The organism is Dialister sp. CAG:357 (assembly GCF_000435155.1).
In the GTDB taxonomy this organism is placed as follows: domain Bacteria; phylum Bacillota; class Negativicutes; order Veillonellales; family Dialisteraceae; genus Dialister; species Dialister hominis.
The window spans coordinates 9,851-33,225 of sequence record NZ_FR896460.1; the positions used below are offsets into that span (position 1 = coordinate 9,851).

General features: G+C 43.9%; 21 protein-coding genes. 19 read left to right on the forward strand and 2 right to left on the reverse strand.

Annotated elements, in window-relative coordinates:
- Positions 1–2,508: ATP-binding protein (locus M3200_RS07750; protein WP_288178226.1), on the forward strand; the 2,508-nt coding region annotated here is incomplete at its 5' end.
- 42 nt (positions 2,509–2,550) lie between these two features.
- Here the strand turns inward: M3200_RS07750 and M3200_RS07755 are convergent.
- Entirely contained in the window at positions 2,551–3,672 is a 1,122-nt protein-coding gene (locus M3200_RS07755; RefSeq protein WP_022382964.1) for an acyltransferase, read from the reverse strand.
- 375 nt (positions 3,673–4,047) lie between these two features.
- Here M3200_RS07755 and rpsB point away from each other — a divergent pair, with 375 nt between their 5' ends.
- The 15 genes from rpsB to M3200_RS07830 all read left to right on the forward strand — a co-directional run bounded on the left by rpsB (position 4,048) and on the right by M3200_RS07830 (position 19,698).
- The gene (rpsB, locus tag M3200_RS07760) at positions 4,048–4,797 is read left to right on the forward strand and encodes a 30S ribosomal protein S2 (RefSeq protein ID WP_022382965.1); all 750 of its coding nucleotides are present in this window, start codon (positions 4,048–4,050) and stop codon (positions 4,795–4,797) included.
- Positions 4,798–4,893: 96 nt separating this feature from the next.
- Entirely contained in the window at positions 4,894–5,772 is an 879-nt protein-coding gene (tsf, locus tag M3200_RS07765; RefSeq protein WP_022382966.1) for a translation elongation factor Ts, read from the forward strand.
- Positions 5,773–5,934: 162 nt separating this feature from the next.
- Positions 5,935–6,630, forward strand: a complete 696-nt coding sequence (gene pyrH / locus M3200_RS07770; RefSeq protein WP_231939302.1) for a UMP kinase — start codon at positions 5,935–5,937, stop codon at positions 6,628–6,630.
- A 5-nt stretch (positions 6,631–6,635) separates the two neighbouring features.
- A complete protein-coding gene (frr, locus tag M3200_RS07775) occupies positions 6,636–7,193 on the forward strand; it encodes a ribosome recycling factor (protein WP_022382968.1) in 558 nt (185 codons plus the stop codon).
- Between the two features lie 189 nt (positions 7,194–7,382).
- A complete protein-coding gene (uppS, locus tag M3200_RS07780) occupies positions 7,383–8,105 on the forward strand; it encodes an undecaprenyl pyrophosphate synthase (protein WP_022382969.1) in 723 nt (240 codons plus the stop codon).
- Complete coding sequence (locus M3200_RS07785) at positions 8,105–8,917, forward strand: phosphatidate cytidylyltransferase (protein WP_022382970.1); 813 nt, start codon at positions 8,105–8,107, stop codon at positions 8,915–8,917. The genes uppS and M3200_RS07785 overlap by 1 nt, the downstream gene beginning before the upstream one ends.
- Before the next feature lie 27 nt (positions 8,918–8,944).
- Positions 8,945–10,105, forward strand: a complete 1,161-nt coding sequence (locus M3200_RS07790; RefSeq protein WP_022382971.1) for a 1-deoxy-D-xylulose-5-phosphate reductoisomerase — start codon at positions 8,945–8,947, stop codon at positions 10,103–10,105.
- A complete protein-coding gene (locus M3200_RS07795; protein ID WP_022382972.1) occupies positions 10,099–11,121 on the forward strand; it encodes a M50 family metallopeptidase in 1,023 nt (340 codons plus the stop codon). Before M3200_RS07790 ends, M3200_RS07795 begins: the two co-directional genes overlap by 7 nt.
- A gap of 17 nt (positions 11,122–11,138) precedes the next feature.
- Positions 11,139–12,209, forward strand: coding sequence for a flavodoxin-dependent (E)-4-hydroxy-3-methylbut-2-enyl-diphosphate synthase (gene ispG / locus M3200_RS07800; RefSeq protein WP_022382973.1), 1,071 nt, complete (start codon positions 11,139–11,141; stop codon positions 12,207–12,209).
- On the forward strand, positions 12,210–13,934 hold the full coding sequence (locus M3200_RS07805) for a proline--tRNA ligase (RefSeq protein WP_022382974.1): 1,725 nt from the start codon (positions 12,210–12,212) through the stop codon (positions 13,932–13,934).
- Between the two features lie 33 nt (positions 13,935–13,967).
- Positions 13,968–14,264 (forward strand): chorismate mutase, encoded by a 297-nt coding sequence (locus M3200_RS07810; protein ID WP_022382975.1) that lies wholly within the window; start codon positions 13,968–13,970, stop codon positions 14,262–14,264.
- Complete coding sequence (gene recD2, locus M3200_RS07815; RefSeq protein WP_022382976.1) at positions 14,257–16,389, forward strand: SF1B family DNA helicase RecD2; 2,133 nt, start codon at positions 14,257–14,259, stop codon at positions 16,387–16,389. The genes M3200_RS07810 and recD2 overlap by 8 nt, the downstream gene beginning before the upstream one ends.
- A complete protein-coding gene (locus tag M3200_RS07820; protein WP_022382977.1) occupies positions 16,382–17,035 on the forward strand; it encodes a ComF family protein in 654 nt (217 codons plus the stop codon). Before recD2 ends, M3200_RS07820 begins: the two co-directional genes overlap by 8 nt.
- A 39-nt stretch (positions 17,036–17,074) precedes the next feature.
- The gene (locus M3200_RS07825; protein WP_022382978.1) at positions 17,075–18,256 is read left to right on the forward strand and encodes an SAM-dependent methyltransferase; all 1,182 of its coding nucleotides are present in this window, start codon (positions 17,075–17,077) and stop codon (positions 18,254–18,256) included.
- Positions 18,257–18,267: 11 nt separating this feature from the next.
- Positions 18,268–19,698: a glycosyl hydrolase family 18 protein gene (locus M3200_RS07830; RefSeq protein ID WP_288178227.1), complete on the forward strand. Its 1,431-nt coding sequence runs from the start codon at positions 18,268–18,270 to the stop codon at positions 19,696–19,698.
- Between the two features lie 169 nt (positions 19,699–19,867).
- Here the strand turns inward: M3200_RS07830 and M3200_RS07835 are convergent, their stop codons facing one another.
- Complete coding sequence (locus M3200_RS07835) at positions 19,868–20,128, reverse strand: GNAT family N-acetyltransferase (protein ID WP_022382980.1); 261 nt, start codon at positions 20,126–20,128, stop codon at positions 19,868–19,870.
- Positions 20,129–20,342: 214 nt separating this feature from the next.
- Here M3200_RS07835 and M3200_RS07840 point away from each other — a divergent pair, with 214 nt between their 5' ends.
- The 3 genes from M3200_RS07840 (at position 20,343) to rny (ending at position 23,254) form a co-directional block, all read left to right on the forward strand.
- Entirely contained in the window at positions 20,343–21,038 is a 696-nt protein-coding gene (locus M3200_RS07840) for an MBL fold metallo-hydrolase (RefSeq protein ID WP_022382981.1), read from the forward strand.
- A 2-nt stretch (positions 21,039–21,040) separates the two neighbouring features.
- Positions 21,041–21,343, forward strand: a complete 303-nt coding sequence (locus M3200_RS07845) for a hypothetical protein (RefSeq protein ID WP_022382982.1) — start codon at positions 21,041–21,043, stop codon at positions 21,341–21,343.
- Positions 21,344–21,679: 336 nt separating this feature from the next.
- Positions 21,680–23,254 (forward strand): ribonuclease Y, encoded by a 1,575-nt coding sequence (gene rny / locus M3200_RS07850; RefSeq protein WP_022382983.1) that lies wholly within the window; start codon positions 21,680–21,682, stop codon positions 23,252–23,254.
- Positions 23,255–23,375: the final 121 nt, after the last annotated feature.

A 23,375-nucleotide genomic window follows, 5' to 3' on the forward strand; every position in this document is an offset into this window, starting at 1 on the left:
GGAAAGAGAAAGATTAATTTGCTGATCGGGGAGCTCGATGATGTCAGCCAGCAGCTCGATGCTTTGGCCAATCAGGAAAAAGACTTTTCCGATCTGCAGAAAAAGCAGGATCTGCTGAAGAAACAGATTGAAGAACTTCAGCAAAAACTGAATGCGGATAAAGAGAAAGATAGAACATTAGAGAAAAGGCTGGGCGCCTGGGAATATTATAAAAGGGCCTGCGAGATTAAAAGACAGCTGGATTTATCCATGCAGGTCAAAATGTTCCCGACGAACGGAAAAGACAAGTGGAACGAGATCATGAACCGTATGAAGAGCATTCATGATCAAAAAGAGTCCCTGCAGGCAAAGCTTGATGAATATACACCGATTGAAAAAGAAAAAGTCATTCCCTGGGCGGGCATGGCAGACGAACTTGAAAAGCTCTATGTAGATATCGGACAGTGGCGTCAGACAATAGAAGATGCAGATCGTCTTGAAAAAGAGCATAAGAACTGGGAAATTGATTTCGTCAACATGGGTTACCAGCTGCCGCTCTGGGATCATCCGCTGGATTTAAAGGAACCCTGTGTCAATGTCAATTGGGAAGAAGGCCGCCGTTTAGCACAAAGTGTAGGCGTCAGGAAAAACGAGCTGTATTTTTGGCAGCAGAGAGAGCCTGAAGTTGAACAGCTGGAAGATGAGCCGGAAAATTTCGATACGGAACAGAGCGAAAACGAGTGGAAGAACTTTGAGGAAATGGCCAAGAGCCTTGAAGGAATCCTGCATCAGAGAACGGATATCAATCATTCGATAGAAGAAGCGCAAAGCAGAAAAGACAGAAAATACACTGTCTGGTTCTGGATCGGCATATGCCTTATTGCAGCCTCTGCGGCTTCCGTTGTTGCTTTCTATATGGCCATGATTGGTTATGCAGCTCTTTACGGAGCGGCAGCAGGAATCGTTCTTGGAGCGGTTGCGCTTATGGTCAACAGCCATATTGTGAATAAAAAAGCACATCTCCTGCAGAAGTATAATGATGAGCTGGCCGATCTTGAAGCGAAGCGGAAAGACATTGCATCCCATTTCCCCGGCCAGGTTCCTGAATCCGTAGAGGATCTCCAGGCTTTCCAGAATCTGGTCCAGCAGAAGCGGACTGATTTCTATAAGGACCAGGCCCGGCGGCAGGCTGTTTCATGGAAAAGGGAAACCGTGCGCAAGCAGCAGGCCCAGCATGAAAAGTGGGTTACAGAGGGCAAAGAGCTCAATGAAAAAGCACAGCAGATCAATACGGAGTGGAGCAAATGGCTGAAAGCCAATAAACTTCCGGAAACGGATGCTGAAAATTTGTCCCTGCTCCAGGAACAGTGGCAGAGAATTTTCTCTGAAGAGGGGAAAGGAAAGATCCTTGCACTTCGTCTGGAACATATTGATGCAAAGCTCGATGCTTTTGCCAAGAGGGCGGTATCTATCATCCGGTCCTCCGGTATTGATTATCCTGTGACACCGGACAGCATTGCCGATATTTATGAAGAGAATCAGAGAAGAATGCTTGAATGGCAGGGGATTCTTGAGAAAAACCGCCAGCATGAAGCATATCAGAAGGAAATGGCAAAGCTGAATGATTCCTGGAATTCCTGCCAGAATGAAGCGAAAGTGCTGATGGACCTGGTCAATGCAAAGAATGCGGAAGAGTTTGCTGAAAAGGTTGAAGCATATGAACACCATGACCAGATTTTGAAGGAGTGGAAAACGGTTCAGCAGGATCTTCGCCTGTATGCCGGAAGCGAAGAGAGCTTCACTCAGTTATGGGATTCCCTGAAGACCGGGCAGTATGATGACTGGATGAGCGAGCATCAGAAGCTTTCCAAATGCATTGCCGAGGAAGACAGCGAACTCGGTGAACTCCGCAAGAATCAGGGCGCAGTTGAGAATGAAATCTTCAGGCTGGCCGATGACAATACCATCACTGAAACTCTTCAGAAGAAAGAAAAAATCGAGGCTGAACTTAAATCAGCACTCGAGGAATGGCTTGTCTATATGTATCTAGAGAAGGTTCTGGAAAAAACGCAGTCAGCGTATGAGTCCGGCAAGCAGCCGAAGATCATTGAAAAGGCAAATGGTTTCCTGCGTGAAATGACTCACGGCAGATATACATTGACGGTTTCCAGTGATGGAAAAGACATTGGGATTATTGACAAGGATAATCAGGTGAGGGATCCTAAAATCTGGTCCTCAGGAACAGGAGACCAGGTTTATCTGGCGATCCGTCTTGCCATGGCGTTGTCATTTGGTGAGCAGATTGAACCGCTTCCCATTGTCCTGGATGATATTTTCGTCAGATTTGACGAGAAGCGTCAGGAAGATACCCTGCGTTTCCTGATGGATCTCGGAAAGACACAGCAGATCTTCCTTTTCACCTGTCAGGCACAGACGATGAAGATTGCAAAGCGCATCGGGGAAGAAAAAAATACGGGCAAGTTCATCTATCTCAAATCAGGTGAGATATTTGAACTTGCCCAGGCATAAGATCGTTTAGTATCTGTGCTGTTGAATACCGTACTTGGTAGACTAGATAAGTTTATTGAAGTACGGTATTTTTTTTATGAAGTAAGTGATGATGATTCCCAGCGCATAAGCGAGGCATATCCAGATAACAGCATCTATGAACGGGATGCGGGGCAGGTATGCAAGCATTTTTCCGAATATGGGATGTGTCAGATTGCGTGTTATTTCCTCAAACAGCATGACACCAAAAGAAACACTGCCAAGGAAAATCAGCCTGTTTCTCCAGGCATCAGAAATGGTATGGGTAGAGAACCACCATTTTGAAAAGCAGAATACAAAAGCGGTATTCAGGAAAAGGAAGCTGTCATAAAATCTTTCGGAAATCGCTTCTGTAAGGCCGCCTGCGATAATTCCATGATAGTAAGTCATTCCGGCAGCTATTACGCTGCCAAGGAGGGCGGCTAATCCCAATTTGAAAAGATTTCTGGGTGTGATCCAGGAATCCGGGAGTACATGCTCGATCCAGTATCCGATCAGGAAATAAAATGTCGGTTCACTGACCGCAAGAAGGGGGTTCAGGAAATAATTGATTTCTGCTGTTCCCTTGAAAATCAGCATGGAAATAACTGGGATGCACCCGACGAAGACCAAATTCAAAAGGATCAGGTACAAATAAAGTTCCTGCGTCATTGCGCGGACCAGCTTTCGCCAGATTGGGAGCATGAGAAGGAAGGAAACATAAATATACAGGAAATAATAGGCCGTTGCCATGGTAGAGGAGTAAGTCATGGTGAAAAATTTGGCAATATGTCCTGTGATGGAAAGAGGCAGGTTATGATAAAACCAGACATAGTTGATCAATGAAAAAACAAAAATAACCTGAATAAAACGCCAGACTCTTTTTTTGAATATCCGCGAAATGGATTCTTCTTTTTCCAGCAATAAGGCACCGGAAATCATGAAAAATATAGGGACTGCCGTTTTTACCCAAAATGGTACTGCGATATAGAGGGGAAAGAAAAATGATGCAGGTCTTTCTAGATATAAAGAGAAGCCTGAGGTGGAAGTATGTGTAAACATAACGAGCCAGATGCAAAGCGCTCTTAAAAATTCAATATGGATCTTTTTCTTTTTGGCTGCACCTGCCATAGTATCTTTTACGTTATTTACGCTTTGTGAGTTCATGTGATTATTCTCCGCTGTAAAATCAGCAAAACAATTCAATTGACGAATATAAACCTGCTTATGCCAAAGGCATAATGCCGCACCCGTTAAACTGCTTTAAAAATCAGCTTGTGCTGCATATACATTTTAATATACCATAGACTATTATACCTATGTGCGGAAAGTAATAAAATTCCCGGCTGATAAAATTCCAAAAAAAGCTATTATGCCGGGGCGGATTCCGTATCAAATGAATTGTTTTTGAGGCTTGCAATTATAACAGTTATTTGTTAAACTATACAGGCATGAATACGCATGTCTGTGGATTTCACATCTGTGCCTAAGGGTGGCTGTGAAAGAAGAAGCAGGCAGAGGTTAATAACAGGAGGTTATATTATGGCAGTTGTATCCATGAAACAGTTACTTGAAGCAGGCGTTCATTTTGGTCATCAGACCCGTCGTTGGAATCCGAAGATGGCAAGATTTATCTTCACAGAACGCAACGGAATCTACATTATCGACCTGCAGAAGACTGTAAAGAAAGTTGAAGAAGCTTATGCTTTCATTCGCGATGTTGCAGCAAAGGGCGAACCGGTTCTCTTCGTAGGAACAAAGAAACAGGCTCAGAACTCTGTAAAGGAAGAAGCTACACGCTGCAACCAGTTCTATGTCAATGAACGCTGGCTCGGCGGCATGCTGACCAACTTCCGCACAATCCAGACCCGTATTGCACGTCTGAAAGAACTGGAAAAGATGTTTGAAGAAGGCGCCACTGCTCAGTATCCGAAGAAGGAAGTTATCCTGATGCAGCGCGAACTTGAAAAGCTCGAAAAGAACCTTGGCGGCATTAAAGATATGAAACGTCTTCCGGGAACAATTTTCATCATTGACTCCAAGAAAGAAGAAATCGCTGTTGCAGAAGCTCATAAGCTGCACATTCCGGTTGTTGCAACCGTTGATACCAACTGCGATCCGGACGTTATCGATTTCCCGATTCCGGCAAACGATGATGCTATCCGCGCAGTAAGACTGCTCACCAGCAAGATTGCTGATGCTGTTCTTGAAGGACGTCAGGGCCAGCAGGAAGAAGCTGCACCGGCTGAAGAAGCTGCTGTTGAAGAAGCAGAAGCAGAAGACAAGGAATAATTATTTATTAAGGCTCTGCGGATCCTGCTGATCAGGATCCGCCCTGTCCTTTTTTTCATTAAGACAAACACCTTATTTTATGATGGAGGTCATACGATGAACATTACAGCTAGCATGGTCAAAGATTTACGTACCCAGACCGGGGCCGGCATGATGGACTGCAAGAAGGCACTTGTTGAAGCTGAAGGCGATATCGCAAAGGCTGTCGACATTCTTCGCGAAAAGGGATTATCCCAGGCTGCTAAGAAGGCAAGCCGTGTTGCTGCTGAAGGCGCTGTTGGTTCTGCTGTTTCCGAAGACGGAAAAACAGGAACCATTCTGGAAGTCAACTGCGAAACTGACTTCGTGGGAACCAACGAAGACTTCAGAAATCTCGCTGCATCCATTGCAGACCAGATCCTGGCAGTTAACCCAGCTGATGTTGAAGCACTTCTGGATTCTGAAATCGACGGAAAGAAAGTACGCGATCTTGTTACTGAAGCAGTTGCAAAGATTGGTGAAAACATTTCCGTTCGCCGTTTCGTTCGTTATGAAAGTGCTGAAGGCAAGGTATACAGCTATATCCATGGCGGCGGCAAGATCGGCGTTCTCGTTGAGATGATCGGTGCTGATGATGAACTTGGCAAGGATATTGCAATGCAGGTAGCTGCTGCTAATCCGTCCTATCTGGACAGGACCCAGGTTTCCCAGGCTGAAATTGACCATGAAAAGGAAGTTCTTGCTGTAGAAGCTAGAAACGAAGGCAAGCCGGAAAAAATCATTGAAAAAATGGTTATCGGCAGAATTAATAAATACTACAAGGAAGTCTGCCTTGTAGATCAGGAATTCATTAAAGATGGCGATCTGACCATTTCCAAACTCCTGAAATCCAAGAATGCTTCCGTAGTACGTTTCGCTAGATACCAGCTCGGTGAAGGCATTGAAAAGAAGCAGGATGATCTGGCTGCAGAAGTAGCAAAACAGCTGAACCAGTAATAAAGTAAACGATGAGAGAACACTGAATTTTTTAGTGTTCTCTTATTTTGTAAATGAACAAAATATTATATAATAGAATAGTATGGTTAACTTGATGGTTGACTCGTTTTGCTTAGGAGGACAATAGGATTGGCTACGGAAAAAAGAAATTATAAAAGAGTAATGCTGAAATTATCTGGTGAATCTCTCGCCAATGACAAAGGTTTTGGTATTGATCCGGAAGTAGTTTATCGTTTAGCTGGTGAAATTAAAGAAGCATGCGAAACAGGAATCGAGGTTGCTGTAGTAGTCGGCGGCGGTAATATCTGGCGCGGACTGAAAGGCAGCCAGGGCGGCATGGACAGAGCATCAGCTGATTACATGGGCATGCTTGCTACCGTTATCAACTCAGTGGCTCTTCAGGATGCTCTTGAAAAGCTTGGCGTCAGCACCCGCGTACAGACCGCCATTGAAATGAGACAGATTGCTGAACCGTATATCCGCAGAAAAGCTATCCGTCATCTGGAAAAGGGAAGAGTTGTTATCTTCGGTGCAGGTACCGGCAACCCGTACTTCACAACAGATACGACAGCAGCACTCCGCAGTGCAGAAATCGAAGCAGATGTTATGCTCATGGCTAAGAAGCAGACCGACGGCGTATATGATGCAGATCCGAAATTCCATCCGGAAGCAAAGATGTTCACGCATCTCACCTATAATGATGTTTTGCAGAAACAGCTGGCTGTTATGGATAACACAGCCATCACTCTGTGCATGAACAATTCTATACCGATCGTTGTATTCAATATTGATGTACCAGGAAATATAGTCAAAGCATGCAAGGGTGAAACCTTGGGCACTTTAATTGAGGGGGAATAATTACTATGTATGAACAGGAAATGAATCAGCTTTCCGAAAAGATGGACAAGTCCATTACTGCATTGAAAAACGAATTTACAACAATCCGTACCGGCCAGGCTAATGCCAGCCTCCTCGACAGGGTTTTCGTGGAATATTATGGCAGCCGCACACCGGTTACACAGGTTGCATCTGTGACTGTTCCGGAAGCAAGACTCCTCGTAGTGCAGCCTTGGGATAAAACTTTGCTGAAAGATATTGAAAAAGCAATCCTTCAGTCCGATCTCGGGCTGGTTCCCATGAATGATGGCAATCTGATCCGCATGGCCATCCCGCAGCTGACAGAAGAACGCCGCAAAGAACTGGTCAAGATCGTTAATAAAAAATCTGAAGAAGCTAAAGTTGCAATCCGCAATATCAGACGTGACGGCAATGATTTCCTGAAGAAGGAAGAAAAGAACAGTGATGTTTCCAAGGATGTCATTAAGGGAATGGAAGAAAAAGTCCAGAAATTGACTGACAATAAGATCAAGGAACTGGAAACCGTTACAGAAAAGAAAATCAAGGAGATCATGTCTGTTTAATCAGCATTCCATTGATTAAAAACCAAATAAAACAGATTCTAAGGAAATCGTATCTTCATGGTACGATTTCTTTAACTGATATGGATTTTTAGCGGGCGCGGCAGGAAAGCTTCATTTACAAATCATGAAGCATCAGTACTGCCGCAGTGCTAAAGTCTGATTACAGCTTTATTGATAAGGAGTTATTGTATGAGTGAAAAAAAGTCATTTCCAGAACACGTTGCGATTATTTTGGATGGAAATGGACGCTGGGCCCAGAAAAGAGGACGGGAGAGAACCTATGGACATCAGATTGGCGCTGCCAATGTGAAGAGGATTGTCCGTTCTGCTGGAAATATGGGAATAAAAATACTCACTCTTTATGCTTTTTCGACAGAAAACTGGAAACGGCCTTCTATCGAGGTCCGGTTTCTCATGAAACTTTTTAAAAACTATCTGATCAGCCAGCTGCGCGAATTGATTGATGATAATGTACAGGTTCACATTGTAGGAGATACCAGCGTGCTTTCGGATTCTTTGAGAAGGGAAATTGAAGAATGCGAGAAAGATACGGCCAAAAATGATGGTTTGATACTGAATGTGGCCATCAATTATGGCGGCAGGATGGAAATTGTCCATGCTGTCAAATCAATAGCCGAAAAGGTAAGAAATGGGGAACTTCTTCCTGAACAAATTACGGAGGAAGATGTTTCCAGTGCGTTATACCCTTCTGATCAAATGGATGTCGATCTTCTCATCAGAACGGGAGGAGAGTACAGAATATCGAACTTCCTTCTTTGGCAGGCTTCCTACAGCGAGCTTTATTTCACACCTGTTTTATGGCCTGATTTCACTGAGGAAGAGCTTAAGAAAGCTGTTGACTGGTTTGAAGGTAGAGATCGCCGCTTTGGCGGGCTGACGGAGGAAACCTGATGAAAGTAAGGGTTATTACTGCAGTTATCGGGATTATTGCTGTATTATTGCTTGTTTGGCTGGGAGGAGTGTTCTTCTCAGGCGCAGTTCTGGCTGTTGCCCTTCTTGCCGTACATGAATACAATAAGATGCTGAAAAATATCAATGTTCATGTGGTGGTACCTCTGATTGCAGCCGCACAGCTGGTTCTGATCGGGGCTGCGTCTTTTGGATCACTGAAGGTCTTTCTCGGAATGATTCCGCTTTGCCTGGTTCTTTTGCTCTGTCCTATCCTGAAGCTCAACCAGGATAAAATGACATCATTGATTTATACAGTATTTGGATCATTTTATTTTGGGATAGGCTTTGGCGCGCTCATTCTGCTGCGCCGCAATGCTGATCTGATTACGCAGTCTTCTTTATGGATGGAACCGGGAATTTTTCTTGTCATGTTTGCTCTTGTTAATACATGGGCAAGCGACTCTTTTGCTTATCTCGTCGGCCGCCGCTTTGGCAGGCATAAAATGGCACCGCATATCAGCCCGAATAAAACAGTGGAAGGACTTTTGGGCGGAGTTGCCGGATGTATCATCCTGGGGACTATTGTTGCATGGGCCTTTGGGTACAATGTTTTCTACGGGTTTATCATGTCATTGATGGCTTCAGTCATGGCACCGATAGGAGATTTGTTTGAATCCTACATGAAAAGAGCTTGTGACGTTAAGGATTCGGGACAGATTCTGCCGGGGCATGGTGGTATGATGGATCGTTTCGACAGTATTCTTTTTGTAGCCCCCGTATTTGTCTCCACATTAATACTCTTTGCTCATTAAAATGAATTTCTAAATAAGGGAGACCGTATGAAGGAAATAGCAATCTTAGGAAGTACAGGTTCTATTGGAACACAGGCACTTGAAGTGATCAGACTCCATCCGGACCTTTTCCATGCACAGGTTTTGGCTGCGCATGTCAATGTTGAGCTGCTTCTAAAGCAGGCACATGAATTCAACCCTTCTGCTATCGTAATAACAGATAAGGACGCAGGAGAAAAATTCAAATCATCATATAATGGCAGCGCTGAAGTCTATATCGGCGATGGGACGCTGGAAAAAGCCGCCGTACGCGATGACGTCGACATAGTCCTTGTTTCAGTCGTCGGTATCAATGGCCTTCTTCCGACTCTGGAAGCAATCCGTGCGGGTAAAGAAATTGCCTTAGCCAATAAGGAAACTTTAGTGGCCGGAGGCGCGCTGGTCATAGAAGAAGCGAAAAAGCACCATACATTGATCAGACCTGTTGACAGTGAACATAGTGCTATATTCCAGTGCCTCCTCGGACAGGACATAAAAAAGATTCATAAGCTCATATTGACATCTTCCGGGGGTCCTTTCCTGGGAAAGACCAGAGAGGATCTGGAAAATGTATCGCTGTCTGATGCATTAAAACATCCTACCTGGCATATGGGCCAGAAGGTTACGCTTGATTCAGCCACCATGTTTAACAAAGGGCTGGAAGTGATAGAGGCTCATTGGCTTTTTGGTGTTGATTATGACGATATCGATGTTGTCATTCAACCGCAAAGCATCATTCATTCGATGGTAGAGTATATCGACGGATCGATTATCGCGCAGATGGGAAATCCGGATATGAGACTTCCTATCCAGTTCGCATTTACGTATCCGAAACGAATGGAAACACCTTCCCATGAATTCATGGATTGGAAGAAATTATCTGCCATCAAAATTTTGCAGCCTGATTATAAGGTGTTCAGATCACTTAAGCTGGCCTATCAGGCTGGCAAGGCAGGCGGTGATATGACCACTGTCTTCAATGCAGCCAATGAAGAAGCAATCAAAGCCTTTATCAGAAGTGAAATAAAATTCCTTTCTATTTTCGACGTTGTAGAAGAAGTTCTGGACAATTGGGATGTTCATGATATTCATTCCATTGAAGATGTAATAAGCGCAGACAAAAATGCACGAATCGCCTCCGCATCTGCCATCCAGAGGTTCAAATGCTGATTCACTATATTCTTGCGCCTATCTTTGCACTGACTGTCGTTATTCTTTGCCATGAATTTGGCCATTTTATCTTAGCCAAGTGGACGGGAATGCAGGTGGACGAATTTTCGGTGGGAATGGGACCGCGTATTGCTAAGATAAAATGGCATGACACGGTATATTCTCTTAGAGCGATTCCTATCGGAGGCTTCAACCGCATAGCCGGAATGAATGATGATAATCAGGGAAATCCCAGATCATTTTCGAGCAAATCAGTTTGGGCCAGGTCAGCGGTTGTTCTGGCAGGCGCTTCATTCAACGTTTTACTGGCATTTTTCATTTTTGCCGGTGTTATTTTTGTCTCCGGATATAGTACCGTATCCAGCAGTCCTGTTATTGGAAATGTGATTTCCGGCATGCCTGCTGAGCAGGCAGGACTGCAGGCAGGGGACAGAATCATATCTGTAAATGGAAATCCTGTAGAAGCGTGGACAGATGTAAGCCGTTCGACTTCGGATTTAGGAGAAGGAGAAGCGGCCCGTGTCATTGTTTCAAGAGCGGGCAAATCTGAAGAATATGATATAATGCTACAGAGAAGTGATGACGGAAGACTTCTGCTTGGAATTGCTCCGTCCATTGAAAAGCATACGGCCTCGTTGTCAGATGCAGTATCCATGGCTTCAAAGTACTGCATCAATGTCTTGAAAATGACCGGTCAGGGGATTTATGCAATGATCGGCGGCAGTACGGAAGGCATTGCAGGGCCGATTGGCATTGCAAAAATGTCCGGTGCGGCTGCCAGTGCAGGTTTCGGTGCACTTCTCCTGTTTACAGCGGTTTTAAGTTTGAATATAGGATTGCTGAATCTTCTGCCTATACCGATCCTGGATGGGGGACTGTTTGTCCAGATCCTTGCAGAATCGGTCATCGGACACAAAGTGTCACAAAAGACCGGCTACTATATCCAGACGCTGGGACTATCCATAATATTGATGATATTTATTTTCGCGTTGGTGAATGATGTTTCAAATTTTTAAACGAATCAGGTGATTAAATGACCCATGAAAATACTCGGCAGGTAAAAGTGGGAAACGTGCTTATCGGCGGCGGCGCTCCTGTTGCCATTCAGTCTATGAGCACATTCAATCCTGTAAATACTGAATATGCCGCAGCGCAGATCAATGCCCTGCATGAAGCAGGCGCTGATATTGTCCGGGTGGCAGTTCCGGATAAAAAAGCGGCTGAAGCTTTAAAAGCTCTTAGAGAGAAAGTTTCTGTACCTCTTGTTGCAGATATCCATTTTGATTACAGGCTTGCCATTACGGCAATGGAATCCGGCATTGATGCGCTGAGAATCAATCCCGGAAATATAGGAAAAATGGAAAATGTCATAAAGGTAGTCGATATGGCAAAGAAGGTCCATATTCCTATCCGTGTCGGCATCAATGCAGGGTCCCTTCCGGAAAAGATACTCGACGAATTCGGCGGGCATCCAACCGCAGAAGGCATGGTAGAAGGCGCATTGACACATGTACGTATCCTTGAGCAGGAAGGTTTCAGGGATATCGTCATTTCTGTGAAATCCAGCGATGTTCCGATGATGGTCAAAGCGAACAGGATACTGGCAGATAAGGTAGAATATCCGCTTCATTTAGGCGTCACAGAAGCAGGGACACTTTATCGCGGCACGGTCAAATCCGCAATCGGTATCGGTTCGCTTCTTCTGGACGGCATTGGAGACACCGTACGCGTATCTTTGACAGATGATCCGCTGAAAGAAGTAAGAGCTGCCAAAGAAATATTGAGCTCTGTCGGAATCCAGCAGTACGGGCCGGTTCTCATTTCCTGCCCGACTTGCGGCCGTACACAGGTCAATTTGATCGATATGGCCAAAGAAGTGGAAGAAAAGATCAAAAGATTCAAAAAACCTATTAAAGTCGCAGTCATGGGATGTGCCGTCAACGGCCCGGGAGAAGCAAGAGAAGCTGATTTCGGAATTGCAGGCGGCGTAGGAAGTGGCCTGGTATTTAGAAAAGGCAAGGTCATCAGAAGCGTACCGGAAAATGAATTGATTGATGCGCTTATGGAAGAAATTGAAAAATTTGAAACCGAAGGGGAAAATTAAATGTTAGCATCTAAACTGTACAGTCCTACATTAAGAGAATTACCATCTGACGCCGTAGTTATGAGCCATAAGTACATGCTTAAGGCAGGTATGATGAGAAAAATCGCAAACGGCACTTATGCTTATCTGCCGCTGGCATTCCGCTCAATCCAGAAGATTGAAAACATCATCCGTACCGAAATCAATAAAACCGGTGCGCAGGAAATCTTAATGCCCATTATTCAGCCGGCAGAAATCTGGCAGGCTACAGGACGCTGGAATGTTTATGGCGAAGAGATGTTCAAATTGAAAGACCGTCATGGACGCGATTACTGTCTTGCTCCGACACATGAAGAAATGGTTACCACACTGATCCAGATGGATACCAACTCTTACAAAAAGCTTCCGGTATCCGTTTACCAGATTCAGAATAAGTACAGAGATGAAAAACGTCCCCGTTTCGGTCTTATGAGAAGCCGCGAATTCATTATGAAGGACGGCTATACATTTGATGCCGATGAGGAAGGCATGAATAAGCAGTATGAGCTGATGTATGATGCTTATACCAGAATCTTCACACGCTGCGGACTGAAATTCCGTCCGGTTATTGCAGATTCCGGTGCAATCGGCGGCAATGCATCCCATGAATTTGAAGTTCTGGCAGATTCCGGCGAAGCAGATATTGTTTACTGCAAAGATTGTGATTTTGCAGCCAATATCGAAGCCGTCAAGCCTAATACATTAACATCGGACGTCAAAAATGACAAAGAAAAAGAAATCGTTCAGACTCCAGGCCAGCATACAATTGAAAAGGTATGCAATTACCTCCATCTGCCTGTGAAATCTTCCGTAAAAGCAGTTGTTTATAAACTGGATGACACAGTAGTTCTCGCTATGGTAAGAGGAGATCATGAAGTCAACGAAGTACGCCTGCAGAGCATTTATAATGCGATCAATGTAGACATGGCATCTGATGAAGACCTCAAGGCATGCGGACTGACTGCCGGATACATCAGCCCGATTGGTTTAAAAACCTCTGAGCACTTTGATATTATCTGCGATGCTTCCGTTATGGAAATGCAGGATGCATGCTGCGGCGCAAATGTTAAAGATGAACATTACATTCATGTCAATCCAGCTAGAGACTTTGGCAATGTGAAGGTGGATACGATCCGTCAGATTGATGCAGGTGATGTCTGCCCGCACTGCGGAGGAAAGATCGTACTGACCAAGGGCATTGAAGTAGGCCAGGTTTTCAAGCTTGGAACAAAGTACAGTGAAAAACTGGATGCGACATTCCTTGACAACAACGGCAAGTCCCGCCCCATGTTCATGGGATGCTATGGCATTGGCGTAACACGTACGGTTGCAGCTTCTATTGAGCAAAACCATGATGAAAATGGTATAATCTGGCCAGTAGCCATTGCTCCTTACGAAGTGGTTATCGTACCTGCCAATAACAAGTCAGAAGACGTAATGAAGGCTGCTGAAGGCCTCTATAATGCACTTGAAAGCAGTCAGGATGAAATCGTATTTGATGACAGGGCAGAAAGAGCCGGAATCAAATTCAAGGATGCGGATCTGATCGGATACCCGCTGCGCGTCACTATCGGAAAGAAGTGGCAGGAATCCGGATGCGTAGAAATCAAGCTCCGCCGTACTGGTGAAGTATTTGAAGTTCCGTATGAAAACTGCGCAGAAAAAGTAGAAGAACTGCTTAATTACCTGCGTGAAAATAATCTGTAAGCATTGAACTGCCCGAGCAGAGGAGGGGATTTTATGGATTTAAATGAGTCAGAACTTAATGATCTGAGGAATAATATTCGTGAAATTGATAAGGATCTGGTCAGCTTATTTGAAAAAAGACTTACCCTCTCAAAGGCAGTAGCAGCTTATAAGCTGAAAGCAGAGAAGCCGATTTTCGATGAAGCACGGGAAGAAAAAAATATAAGGGAAGTTTCAGAATTGCTTCAACATGTATCGGAAAAGCAGAATTTTATCAGATGGTACACGTTGTTGATGGATATCAGTAAAGATATACAGAAAAAGTTGATTCTAGGAGAGAAAGATGACTGAAGAGATTCAGGGGATTGTAAAAAAGACAATTTTTTCCAGTAAGGACGGCCGTTTTTGTGTTTTTCTGATTGAAGAAAAAGAAAGCGGCAAGACTGTTACTGTCTCTTTAAATTCTGAATTACCCTATATCGGTCAACATGTATTGCTGCGGGGGTGCTGGTTCAAGCACCCCCGTTTTGGGTTGCAGTTCAAAGCGCAGCAGATGCAGGCATTTGTCCCGGAGAAATCAGAAGAAATCAGAAAGTATCTTTCTTCAGGCGTTATAGCAGGAATTGGTCCGGCTATGGCCGATAAGATCGTTGACTTTTTTGGAGATAAAACACTTAAGATCTTTGAAAATAATATCGATGCATTGCTGGATGTGCCCGGAATCGGACCGAAAAGCTTGAAGAAAATCAAAGAAGCCTATGATGAGGTGGCAGGGCTGCAGGATATCATTCTGTTCCTGCAGTCTATCAATGTTTCAGAAAAATTCGCAGCAGATCTGCAGACTCTGTATGGAGAAGATCTGGATATCATTTTGAGAGAAGATCCATACCAGCTCCTTCACGACATACCGGATATGCATTTCCAGGACGTGGATAAGATTGCTCTGGCAATGGGCGTATCCGAACTGTCTGCTGACAGGATTTCTCATGGCATCAAAAATGCCCTGTGGTATGAATACAGCCGGGGAAATTCCTGTGCTCCCAAGGATCAGGTCTATCAGGAAGCAGCGGCCATGCTTGGACTTTCATATGATTCCGTAAGTACGATTGCTGCTGATTTTACGGGAAGAGATAAGCCTGATGAGCTGATACATGAAGGCATATCTTACTTTTACCTGCCTTTCCTTTATGAAGCAGAAACAGATTCAGCAAGGCGGATCAGAAAACTTCTGGATATGGAGCCTGAAGGCAGATCCGTTAATTTATCTTTGGAAAGGTTTGAAAAATCGAACTTTATTACTCTGGAAGATGAACAGAAGGATGCTGTAAAAAAATCGCTGGATTTCGGGCTGGTTGTCATTACCGGAGGACCCGGAACAGGAAAGACGACACTTGTGAAAGCAATTGTATATGCGGCTGAACAGTGCGGCCTCAAGGTCAAATTAATGGCGCCGACCGGACGCGCGGCAAAAAGGCTGTCCTCATCCAGCGGACGGGAAGCCGAAACCATTCATAAAGCTCTTGAAGCCGAGCTTCACGAAAACGGAGAGGCATACTTCAACAAGAACCAGTCAGATACCTTATCCGAGGATATTATTATAGTTGATGAAGCATCCATGATGGATGTCGTCTTATTCCATTCCTTGCTGAGCGCTTTGAAAGAGGGCACGCATCTGATTCTTGTGGGAGATGTGGATCAGCTCCCTCCGGTCGGGCCGGGAAATCCTCTTAAGGCAATTATTGAAAGTGAAATGGCGCCGGTCGTGAGATTGAATCATATATTCCGCCAGGAGGAAGGAAGCGGAATCATTGAGAATGCTGTCCTGATCAGAGAGGGGAAATACTGCTGCCCGGATGAAAATGGCGATTTCCAGATCTTATATACAGATTCTGAGGATGATGCTTTCCATAAAATAATGACCCTGTGCTGGCACTTCCACTATGCCGATGAAGATAATAAGCTGAAAATGCAGGTACTTTCTCCCATGTACAAGGGTGCATGCGGAGTCGATCATCTGAATGCATCCATTCAGAAAGTGGTGCAGGGCAGTGATCATCTTCCATTTCCATTTGCTGTAGGTGATAAGGTCATGCAGCGCAGAAATGATTATGAGAAAAAAGTGTACAACGGAGATGTCGGGATTGTCTGGGCGGTCAATGAAAACAAACTTTTTGTAAGATATTATGAGAAGGAAATAGAATACACCCGCGCTGAGTGGGGAGACCTCCAGCTTGCCTATGCATCGACCGTGCATAAGAGCCAGGGAAGCGAATATGATACCATCATTTTTGCATTGCTTCCGGAGCAGAGAATCATGCTTCAGCGCAATTTGCTTTATACCGGAATTACGAGGGCGAGAAAGAAAACTATTTTAGTGACGACGGAAAGCGCACTTTCCCAGGCAATCAGCTCGACACGCACGCAGCATAGATACAGCCTGCTTCTGCCCTTGATCAAAGGGATGAACCATGAATAGGTTTATAGAAATGGCAGCCGAGCTTCTGTATCCCTGGTGCTGTCCCGGCTGCGGAAAGCTTACCAGCTATAAGACAATCTGGTGCGGCAGCTGCATCAATGATACATGGAATCCCCGTCTGATCAATTCATCAGTAACGGACCATTTAGACGGCTGCTATACGCTTTGCGATTATCACAGCGGGATGAGAAAATGCATACTGCAGCTCAAGTACAACGGAAAATCAGAACTTTCAAAAGCCTTTCCGCCCCTGCTTGACAGATTTCCCTGGTGGGACCGGATGGAAGACTTTAAGATTGTCCTTCCGGTGCCTCTTGCATCAAGGAAGATGAAGGAAAGAGGATACAACCAGGTCGATAAAATGTTCCAGAAATGGATGGAAAGTGCAGGGAAAGAATATTTCCCGCAGGGGCTCGTACGTCTGCGCAGGGGTGAGACACAGTCACTCCTTACACGCGTGGAAAGGTACAAAAACATAAAAGGAGCTTTTCATATCAATAAAGGGATGGACGTGAAAGGCAGGAAGATCCTTTTAGTTGATGATGTCTATACAACCGGCGCTACTATGGAAGCGGCTGCTCACGAGCTCAAACTGGGCGGTGCAGAGAAGGTAGTCGGAATGACAATTGCCAGCGGAGCCATATAGAATCAATGCAAATAGTTTATCTAAAAGGAGTAAAGCCATATGAAGTTGGTTAAAGGACCAGAAGCTGAAAGAGTGACCGGCGGGCTGTGGAGGCAGTTTCTGATTTCTGAAATTGCAGGAGAAATCATGCTTGGCGAAGTGCAGGATCATCTGTATGTGGAAGATCTGGACTTTAAAGGCAGGTCCAAGGATAAAGTCGTAAGGGATTCGGTGGAAACCGGTTTCCTTGATTTGATCGATGATGCGACAGAACGTCTCAGCTTCTATAAAAAAGAGCTGGAACCGTATTCTGATATCACTGAACTCTTAAGCGAAAAAGAACTCAAGCGAGCGCTGTTTCATATGATATCAGGGCATACGCATTGCTTTTCCTCGTCAGTCATCACGGATAATCCCTATTACCAGTGCATCAAGATTCCTACCGTTGAAAAAGATCATATCCTTTTGACGATGAATGATTACCTGCCGGGAGAGTTTATCCAGACGTATCATGATAAACAGCATTCGGATAATGTGTTCATGCATGCTGAGGCTGGATTCTTTGACGATAAAGTCAATTTCCCGGTTCTTCTGGAAAACGGAGAAGTCTGGATGAGCCTCGTAATGAGTGAAATAGAGTCTATGGAAGAGCCTCTCCGTCTGGCGAGGGGAAAGGTAATCACATATGGATTGGGTCTTGGGTACTATGCATTCATGGCAGCGCAAAAGGAAACAGTCGATTCAGTCACCATCGTTGAAATGAATCCTTCCATCATCAAAATATTCAATGATGTTTTGCTTCCGCAATTCCCGCATAAAGAAAAAATCCACATAGTACAGGCAGATGCATTCGACTACGCAGACCATCAGGCAGACGGTGAATATGATATTGCTTTTGGCGATTTCTGGTCCGGTGTTGAAGAAGGGCTTGAATTCTATCTGAAATTCCTTAAGAAAACAGAAAGAATCAGAAAGACCAGATTTGATTATTGGATTGAGTCCTGCTTTGCGGAATATTATTTCCGGCCGGTTCTTATGCATTTCTTCATGCGTGAAATTTTTGGCAGAGATGAGGCTCTTTGGGAAAATCAGCACCGTATAAAGCAAATTCAGAAACAATTTGAAAAATTCTTATATGACAAGGAAATAGAATTAAATTCGGCAAAGCAGTTTGAAGACATTTTCAAGACGCCAAATGTGGTTCAATTAGTTCGTGAATTTGTCATGCATTATTATCGATAAAGGGGACCAAGGTGAATTTAAGTCTAAAGGTATTAGCGGCAGGCATGCTTCTTCTGATGCTGCCGGTTCATTCATGGGCTGATGACCCGAATACGAAAATAAAAGTCAGCGGAGCCAAAAATGTAACAGTACTGCTTAATGAAGGCGTATTATATGCTTCTCCGAATACGTTTGAACTAGGGAAGAAGTGGGATGTTTCAGAAGAAAAAAATAAAATATACGTCAAGCTGAAATCAGGTGCAGGCAGGCAGGAATCCGTCCAGATTCCATCCAAGATAATTTCAGGCAAACCATATGTCGATTTTGGATACTTTGCCGGGCAGTCTGGAATCACTTATAAATATGATGAAAAACACAAGAAAATCACGTTGAAAAAGGAAAGCCGTGATTCCGGGAAGAAAGAAGAAAAGAAGTCCCGGCAGGTCATCATATGGGATCCGGAACATGAATTCAGCACCAGCAGTATAAAAGACGCAGGTAAAGACAATGCAATCATAATTTCGCCGACCTGGGGATCTTATAAAGATGTTTCTCAAAATGATTTTGTTCCCGATCTGGTGTATTTGAAGGGGATAAAGGATAACGGATTTAATGTACTGCCTTTGATCCATAATGATTTTGATATTCCCGGAACATCTGCCTTTATGCATGATTCCAAAATGCAGGAAAAACTGATTTCCCGCATAGATGCGATTTCCGAGGTATATGATCTGGGCGGATATAATATTGATTTTGAAAATATGAAGCAGGAGGACAAGAACCTCTATACTGACTTTATCAAGAAGCTTTCCGGCGCTATGCATGAGCAGGGGAAAATGGTAGCAGTAGATGTTACTGTGTACAATGAATGGTCTCCTACATGGAGCTTGTGCTATGACAGAGAAAATCTTGCAAAGGCAGCAGATTATTTAGTCATTATGGGTTATGACGAGACGCCTGGGAACAGCACAGTTCCCGGATCTGTTGCATCTTATTCATGGCTTGATGACAGCATCAAGGTTTTAAAAAAGAGCGTACCGGGCGAAAAAATGATTCTGGGGCTTCCGCTTTATACAAGAGTCTGGGTTAATGAATCCGGCAGGTGGAAATCAAGGGTGCTGACCCTGAAATACACAGACCAGTTCATAAGCCGGCATAAATTAAGGCCTGTATGGAATGACGAAGAGAAGCAGTATACTTCCTCCTGGAAAGAAAAAGGAACTGCCTATAAAACATGGTTAGAAGATGCAAAATCACTCGAAGACAAAATGAGCCTGGTTGGCAAATACGGGCTTGGCGGTACAGCATTCTGGCGGTATGGCTTTGAAGCTGAAAATACATTCTCTGAGCTTCTGAATGTAAAAGAGAATCAGGAGAAAAACGGTAAAATCGATATTGATAATTTCTCCCTGCATGACTATTTGGCGGAGAAAAAACAGAAACTGCAGGAAATGCAGGAATAGTAAAAAACACCGGGCAAAACCAGCCCGGTGTTTTTTCATTGTGTTATCTCAAGCAATATATTTAAGAAGAATGTGAGAGCTCCCATTAGCGTTCAATGAATTTATAAAACATATTATTCCTTTCAATGACATAGTTCTAAAAAGGAAACCGAAGATGAATCCCTGAATATCAGATTTCAATCTTTTTGCGCTTGAGCCATGCATCCATGTAGGTGCATTCTGATTTCATTGAATAGTTGTTGCTTCTGATCCAGTCATAAAAAGCCTGAGCCAGCTGCGCAGCCAGTCCCCGGCCGGAAAGTTCATCGGGAACTATAGTATGAAGAACGGTAAACTGGTTATTTCCGTCCTCAGAGTATTCCAAATAGCATAAACCTTTTAGATCCTCTATTTTAAAACGATGTTCCTGCATATCATGAATGACTACCATATTATGAACCTCCTGTCGTTATAAACCAAAGTTTGAAATTAAAATATATCGATGGTTCTCGCTAATGAGAATTAGACTATGCTATAATTATTATACTAGATGAATACAGTAATTACATAGATTTATTGAAATTTTATAATTAATAGAAAATATTCAATTTATTTTGCCGGATGTGTAACTATGGCTGCTTTTACATCCGCGAAAGGAGATTCATATGCCCGCAGATATTTATTTTCTGAATCACAGCGGATTCATTCTGAAAATCGACGACATAGTTCTCGTTTTTGACTATTATAAGGATCCCTTGCAACATGTGGAAAAAATGATTACAGATGGCAGAAATAAAATTTACTTCTTTGTCAGTCACTTCCATGGGGATCATTTCAATCCATCCATCAGCCGGTTTGAGGAATATGCTGATGGATACATCCTGCATGGGGATTGTGATCTCTATTTGAGAGATGCAGGGAAGATGCATCTGATGGACGTGGGAGATTCTTATTCGAATGAGGATTTCACCGTTAAAATGTATGGTTCGACGGATGCCGGCGGATCGTTCCTGATCCATTGTCATGGAATCACCATCTTCCATGCAGGTGATTTAAACTGGTGGCATTGGGCAGGCGACTCTGATGCTGCCAATCTGGATGCCAGAAATAATTATTTTGCAGAATTGGAAAAACTGTCCGGGGGAAAAGTGGATATCGCCATGTTCCCGGTGGATGCTAGACTCCAGGTGGCAAGGGAGTGGGGCGTTAAAAAGTTCCTGAGCAAGGTTGAATCCGGTTTGCTCATTCCCATGCATGCTTTTGGAAATGTCTGGGCACCATCCTATGAATTCAGATGGCTCTTTCCCGATCAGAAAATATGGATACCTCAAAAGGACGGAGATATGTTCAGGGAGGAATAAATATGGCATCTACATGGATTTATGTGATGTGCATCATGCTCTTCGGGAGCTATATTCTTCAGCTTGTTCCTCTTATGTTTTATCTTTCGGTAGTTTTAATTGTAAATTGCGGAGTACTTGCAGCTTCTTACTTCCTGTTCAGAAGAGATCCCCTCCTGAATATGAGGGAGAATATGCTCTTCATGCTGGGACTGACCGTCATCAATATCCTGACAGATTTAGGCATAATGAGTTATTTTATGTCCTGGGTGGCCTTTGGTGCGCTTCTGCTCTGGTCACTTCTAGGCGGCGGAAGAGGAGACTGAGGGGAAAAGCGCTTAGGATGCCATATGTTTCAAATACGGTACGGTATTTTTTGGGGGAAGAACTGCCCGTAAAACAGCGGTGTTTACAGATGCCCGCCTTGACAATGAAAACTAAAGAATTTAGAATTAATATGTGTCAAATTGGCAAGATTATTTTAATTTGTTTGCCTTTTATCAGGATGGATCGTTTTTGTTTTATTATCAGATGATAATTTTAATATAACTATCCAGATGATCTGGTCTGGAGCTTACAATGCAAATGACGGATATGACAAGATAAAGGCAGTGTTTCGGAATGTCTAATGAAAAAATATTGGAAAGAAAGAGGTGAAGTATTTGACACTAGATGAAGTTTTACTTTATGTGATTTTGGGTTGTATTGTTGCTGCAGTTGTCGGTATCGGTGTAGGATATCTCCTGAGAAAGAGAATTGCAGAAGCGCGCATTGGATCCGCTGAAGAAAAAGCAAAACAGATTGCTGATGATGCAAAGAAAATGCTTGAATCTGCATCAAGGGAAGCAGAAACTTTAAAGAAAGAGACCCTTGTTCAGACAAAGGAAGAAATTCACAAGCTGCGTGAAGACGTTGAGCGGGAAAGCAAGCAGCGTCGTGACGAGCTTCAGAAGTACGAGCAGAGACTTGTCCAGAAGGAAAATAATCTTGACTGGAGAAGCGGGAATCTCGAACAGCGTGAAGCACAGCTGGATAAGAAAGAAGTCCAGATTAAAGCGCAGAAAGACAAGGTTGAAGCTTTATATAGCCAGCAGGAAGCGAAACTGGAAGAAATATCCCAGTTATCACGTGCACAGGCAAAGGATATGATTATTGCCCGTGTAGATGAAGAATTGACGCACGAAAAGGCAGTCAGAATCAGAGATGCGATTGAAGAAGCCCAGGCAACTGCTGATACAAAGGCCAGAGAAATCATAGCCGGTGCTATTCAGAGAAATGCAGCTGATACGGTTTCGGAGACAACCGTTTCTGTAGTGGCGCTTCCGAATGAAGAAATGAAAGGCCGTATCATAGGCCGCGAAGGAAGAAATATACGTGCAATAGAAACTCTTACCGGCGTAGATCTTATTATTGATGATACGCCTGAGGCTGTTATCCTTTCCTGCTTCGATCCAATCCGCAGGGAAATTGCCCGTCTTGCTCTTGAGAGCCTTGTAAAAGACGGACGCATCCATCCTGCAAGAATCGAAGAAGTGGTTGCAAAAACAAAGAAAGACGTTGAAAAGGAAATCCGGGAAGCAGGCGAGCAGGCAGTTATGCAGTGCGGCATCCGCGGAATGAATCCGGATCTGATTAAGATTCTTGGACGTCTGAAGTATCGTACTTCCTATGGACAGAACGTGCTGCAGCATTGTATAGATACCTCCTATTTTGCAGGTATCATGGCGGCAGATATCGGAGCAGATGTGGATCTCGCCAAGCGCGCGGGCCTGCTTCACGATATTGGTAAGGCAGTGGACAGGGAACAGGAAGGCACCCATGTTGAACTGGGTGTTGAATTGGCACAGAAGTTCCATGAACCGCCGCAGGTCATTAACGCAATAGCTTCACATCATGGAGATATGGAACCAACCTGTATTGAATCTGTTCTGGTTGCCGCAGCTGATGCAATTTCCGCTGCCCGCCCTGGAGCAAGAAGAGAAACCCTGGAAAACTATATCAAGAGACTGACAAAGCTTGAAGATATCGCAAAATCGTTCTCCGGTGTTTCCAACTGCTATGCAATCCAGGCCGGCCGTGAATTGAGAGTCATTGTAAAACCAGAAAAGGTAAGTGAAGATCAGGCTACTATTCTGGCACATGATATTTCACAGCGTATCGAAAAGGAACTGCAATATCCTGGTCAGGTCAAAGTCGTAGTGATTCGTGAAACAAGAGCTACAGACTTCGCCAAGTAATTTAAGCTATATAAGAGACAGCAGGAGCATAAACCTGCTGTCTTTTATAATTTGTTTAATTTCAGGAATAAAGATTTATATTTTTACCTAAAATTGCAAGTTCAAATTGAACACCTTTAAC

Bases quoted from the DNA above. Each gene is read 5' to 3' on its own strand.
- M3200_RS07845 (WP_022382982.1), top strand. From the start codon at position 21,041: ATGGCATCTACATGGATTTATGTGATGTGCATCATGCTCTTCGGGAGC.
- M3200_RS07820 (WP_022382977.1), top strand. From the start codon at position 16,382: ATGAATAGGTTTATAGAAATGGCAGCCGAGCTTCTGTATCCCTGGTGC.
- ispG (WP_022382973.1), top strand. From the start codon at position 11,139: ATGACCCATGAAAATACTCGGCAGGTAAAAGTGGGAAACGTGCTTATC.
- recD2 (WP_022382976.1), top strand. From the start codon at position 14,257: ATGACTGAAGAGATTCAGGGGATTGTAAAAAAGACAATTTTTTCCAGT.
- M3200_RS07785 (WP_022382970.1), top strand. From the start codon at position 8,105: ATGAAAGTAAGGGTTATTACTGCAGTTATCGGGATTATTGCTGTATTA.
- M3200_RS07840 (WP_022382981.1), top strand. From the start codon at position 20,343: ATGCCCGCAGATATTTATTTTCTGAATCACAGCGGATTCATTCTGAAA.
- pyrH (WP_231939302.1), top strand. From the start codon at position 5,935: ATGCTGAAATTATCTGGTGAATCTCTCGCCAATGACAAAGGTTTTGGT.
- M3200_RS07805 (WP_022382974.1), top strand. From the start codon at position 12,210: ATGTTAGCATCTAAACTGTACAGTCCTACATTAAGAGAATTACCATCT.
- rpsB (WP_022382965.1), top strand. From the start codon at position 4,048: ATGGCAGTTGTATCCATGAAACAGTTACTTGAAGCAGGCGTTCATTTT.
- frr (WP_022382968.1), top strand. From the start codon at position 6,636: ATGTATGAACAGGAAATGAATCAGCTTTCCGAAAAGATGGACAAGTCC.
- M3200_RS07810 (WP_022382975.1), top strand. From the start codon at position 13,968: ATGGATTTAAATGAGTCAGAACTTAATGATCTGAGGAATAATATTCGT.
- M3200_RS07755 (WP_022382964.1), bottom strand. From the start codon at position 3,672: ATGAACTCACAAAGCGTAAATAACGTAAAAGATACTATGGCAGGTGCA.
- M3200_RS07790 (WP_022382971.1), top strand. From the start codon at position 8,945: ATGAAGGAAATAGCAATCTTAGGAAGTACAGGTTCTATTGGAACACAG.
- uppS (WP_022382969.1), top strand. From the start codon at position 7,383: ATGAGTGAAAAAAAGTCATTTCCAGAACACGTTGCGATTATTTTGGAT.
- M3200_RS07795 (WP_022382972.1), top strand. From the start codon at position 10,099: ATGCTGATTCACTATATTCTTGCGCCTATCTTTGCACTGACTGTCGTT.
- M3200_RS07825 (WP_022382978.1), top strand. From the start codon at position 17,075: ATGAAGTTGGTTAAAGGACCAGAAGCTGAAAGAGTGACCGGCGGGCTG.
- tsf (WP_022382966.1), top strand. From the start codon at position 4,894: ATGAACATTACAGCTAGCATGGTCAAAGATTTACGTACCCAGACCGGG.
- M3200_RS07835 (WP_022382980.1), bottom strand. From the start codon at position 20,128: ATGGTAGTCATTCATGATATGCAGGAACATCGTTTTAAAATAGAGGAT.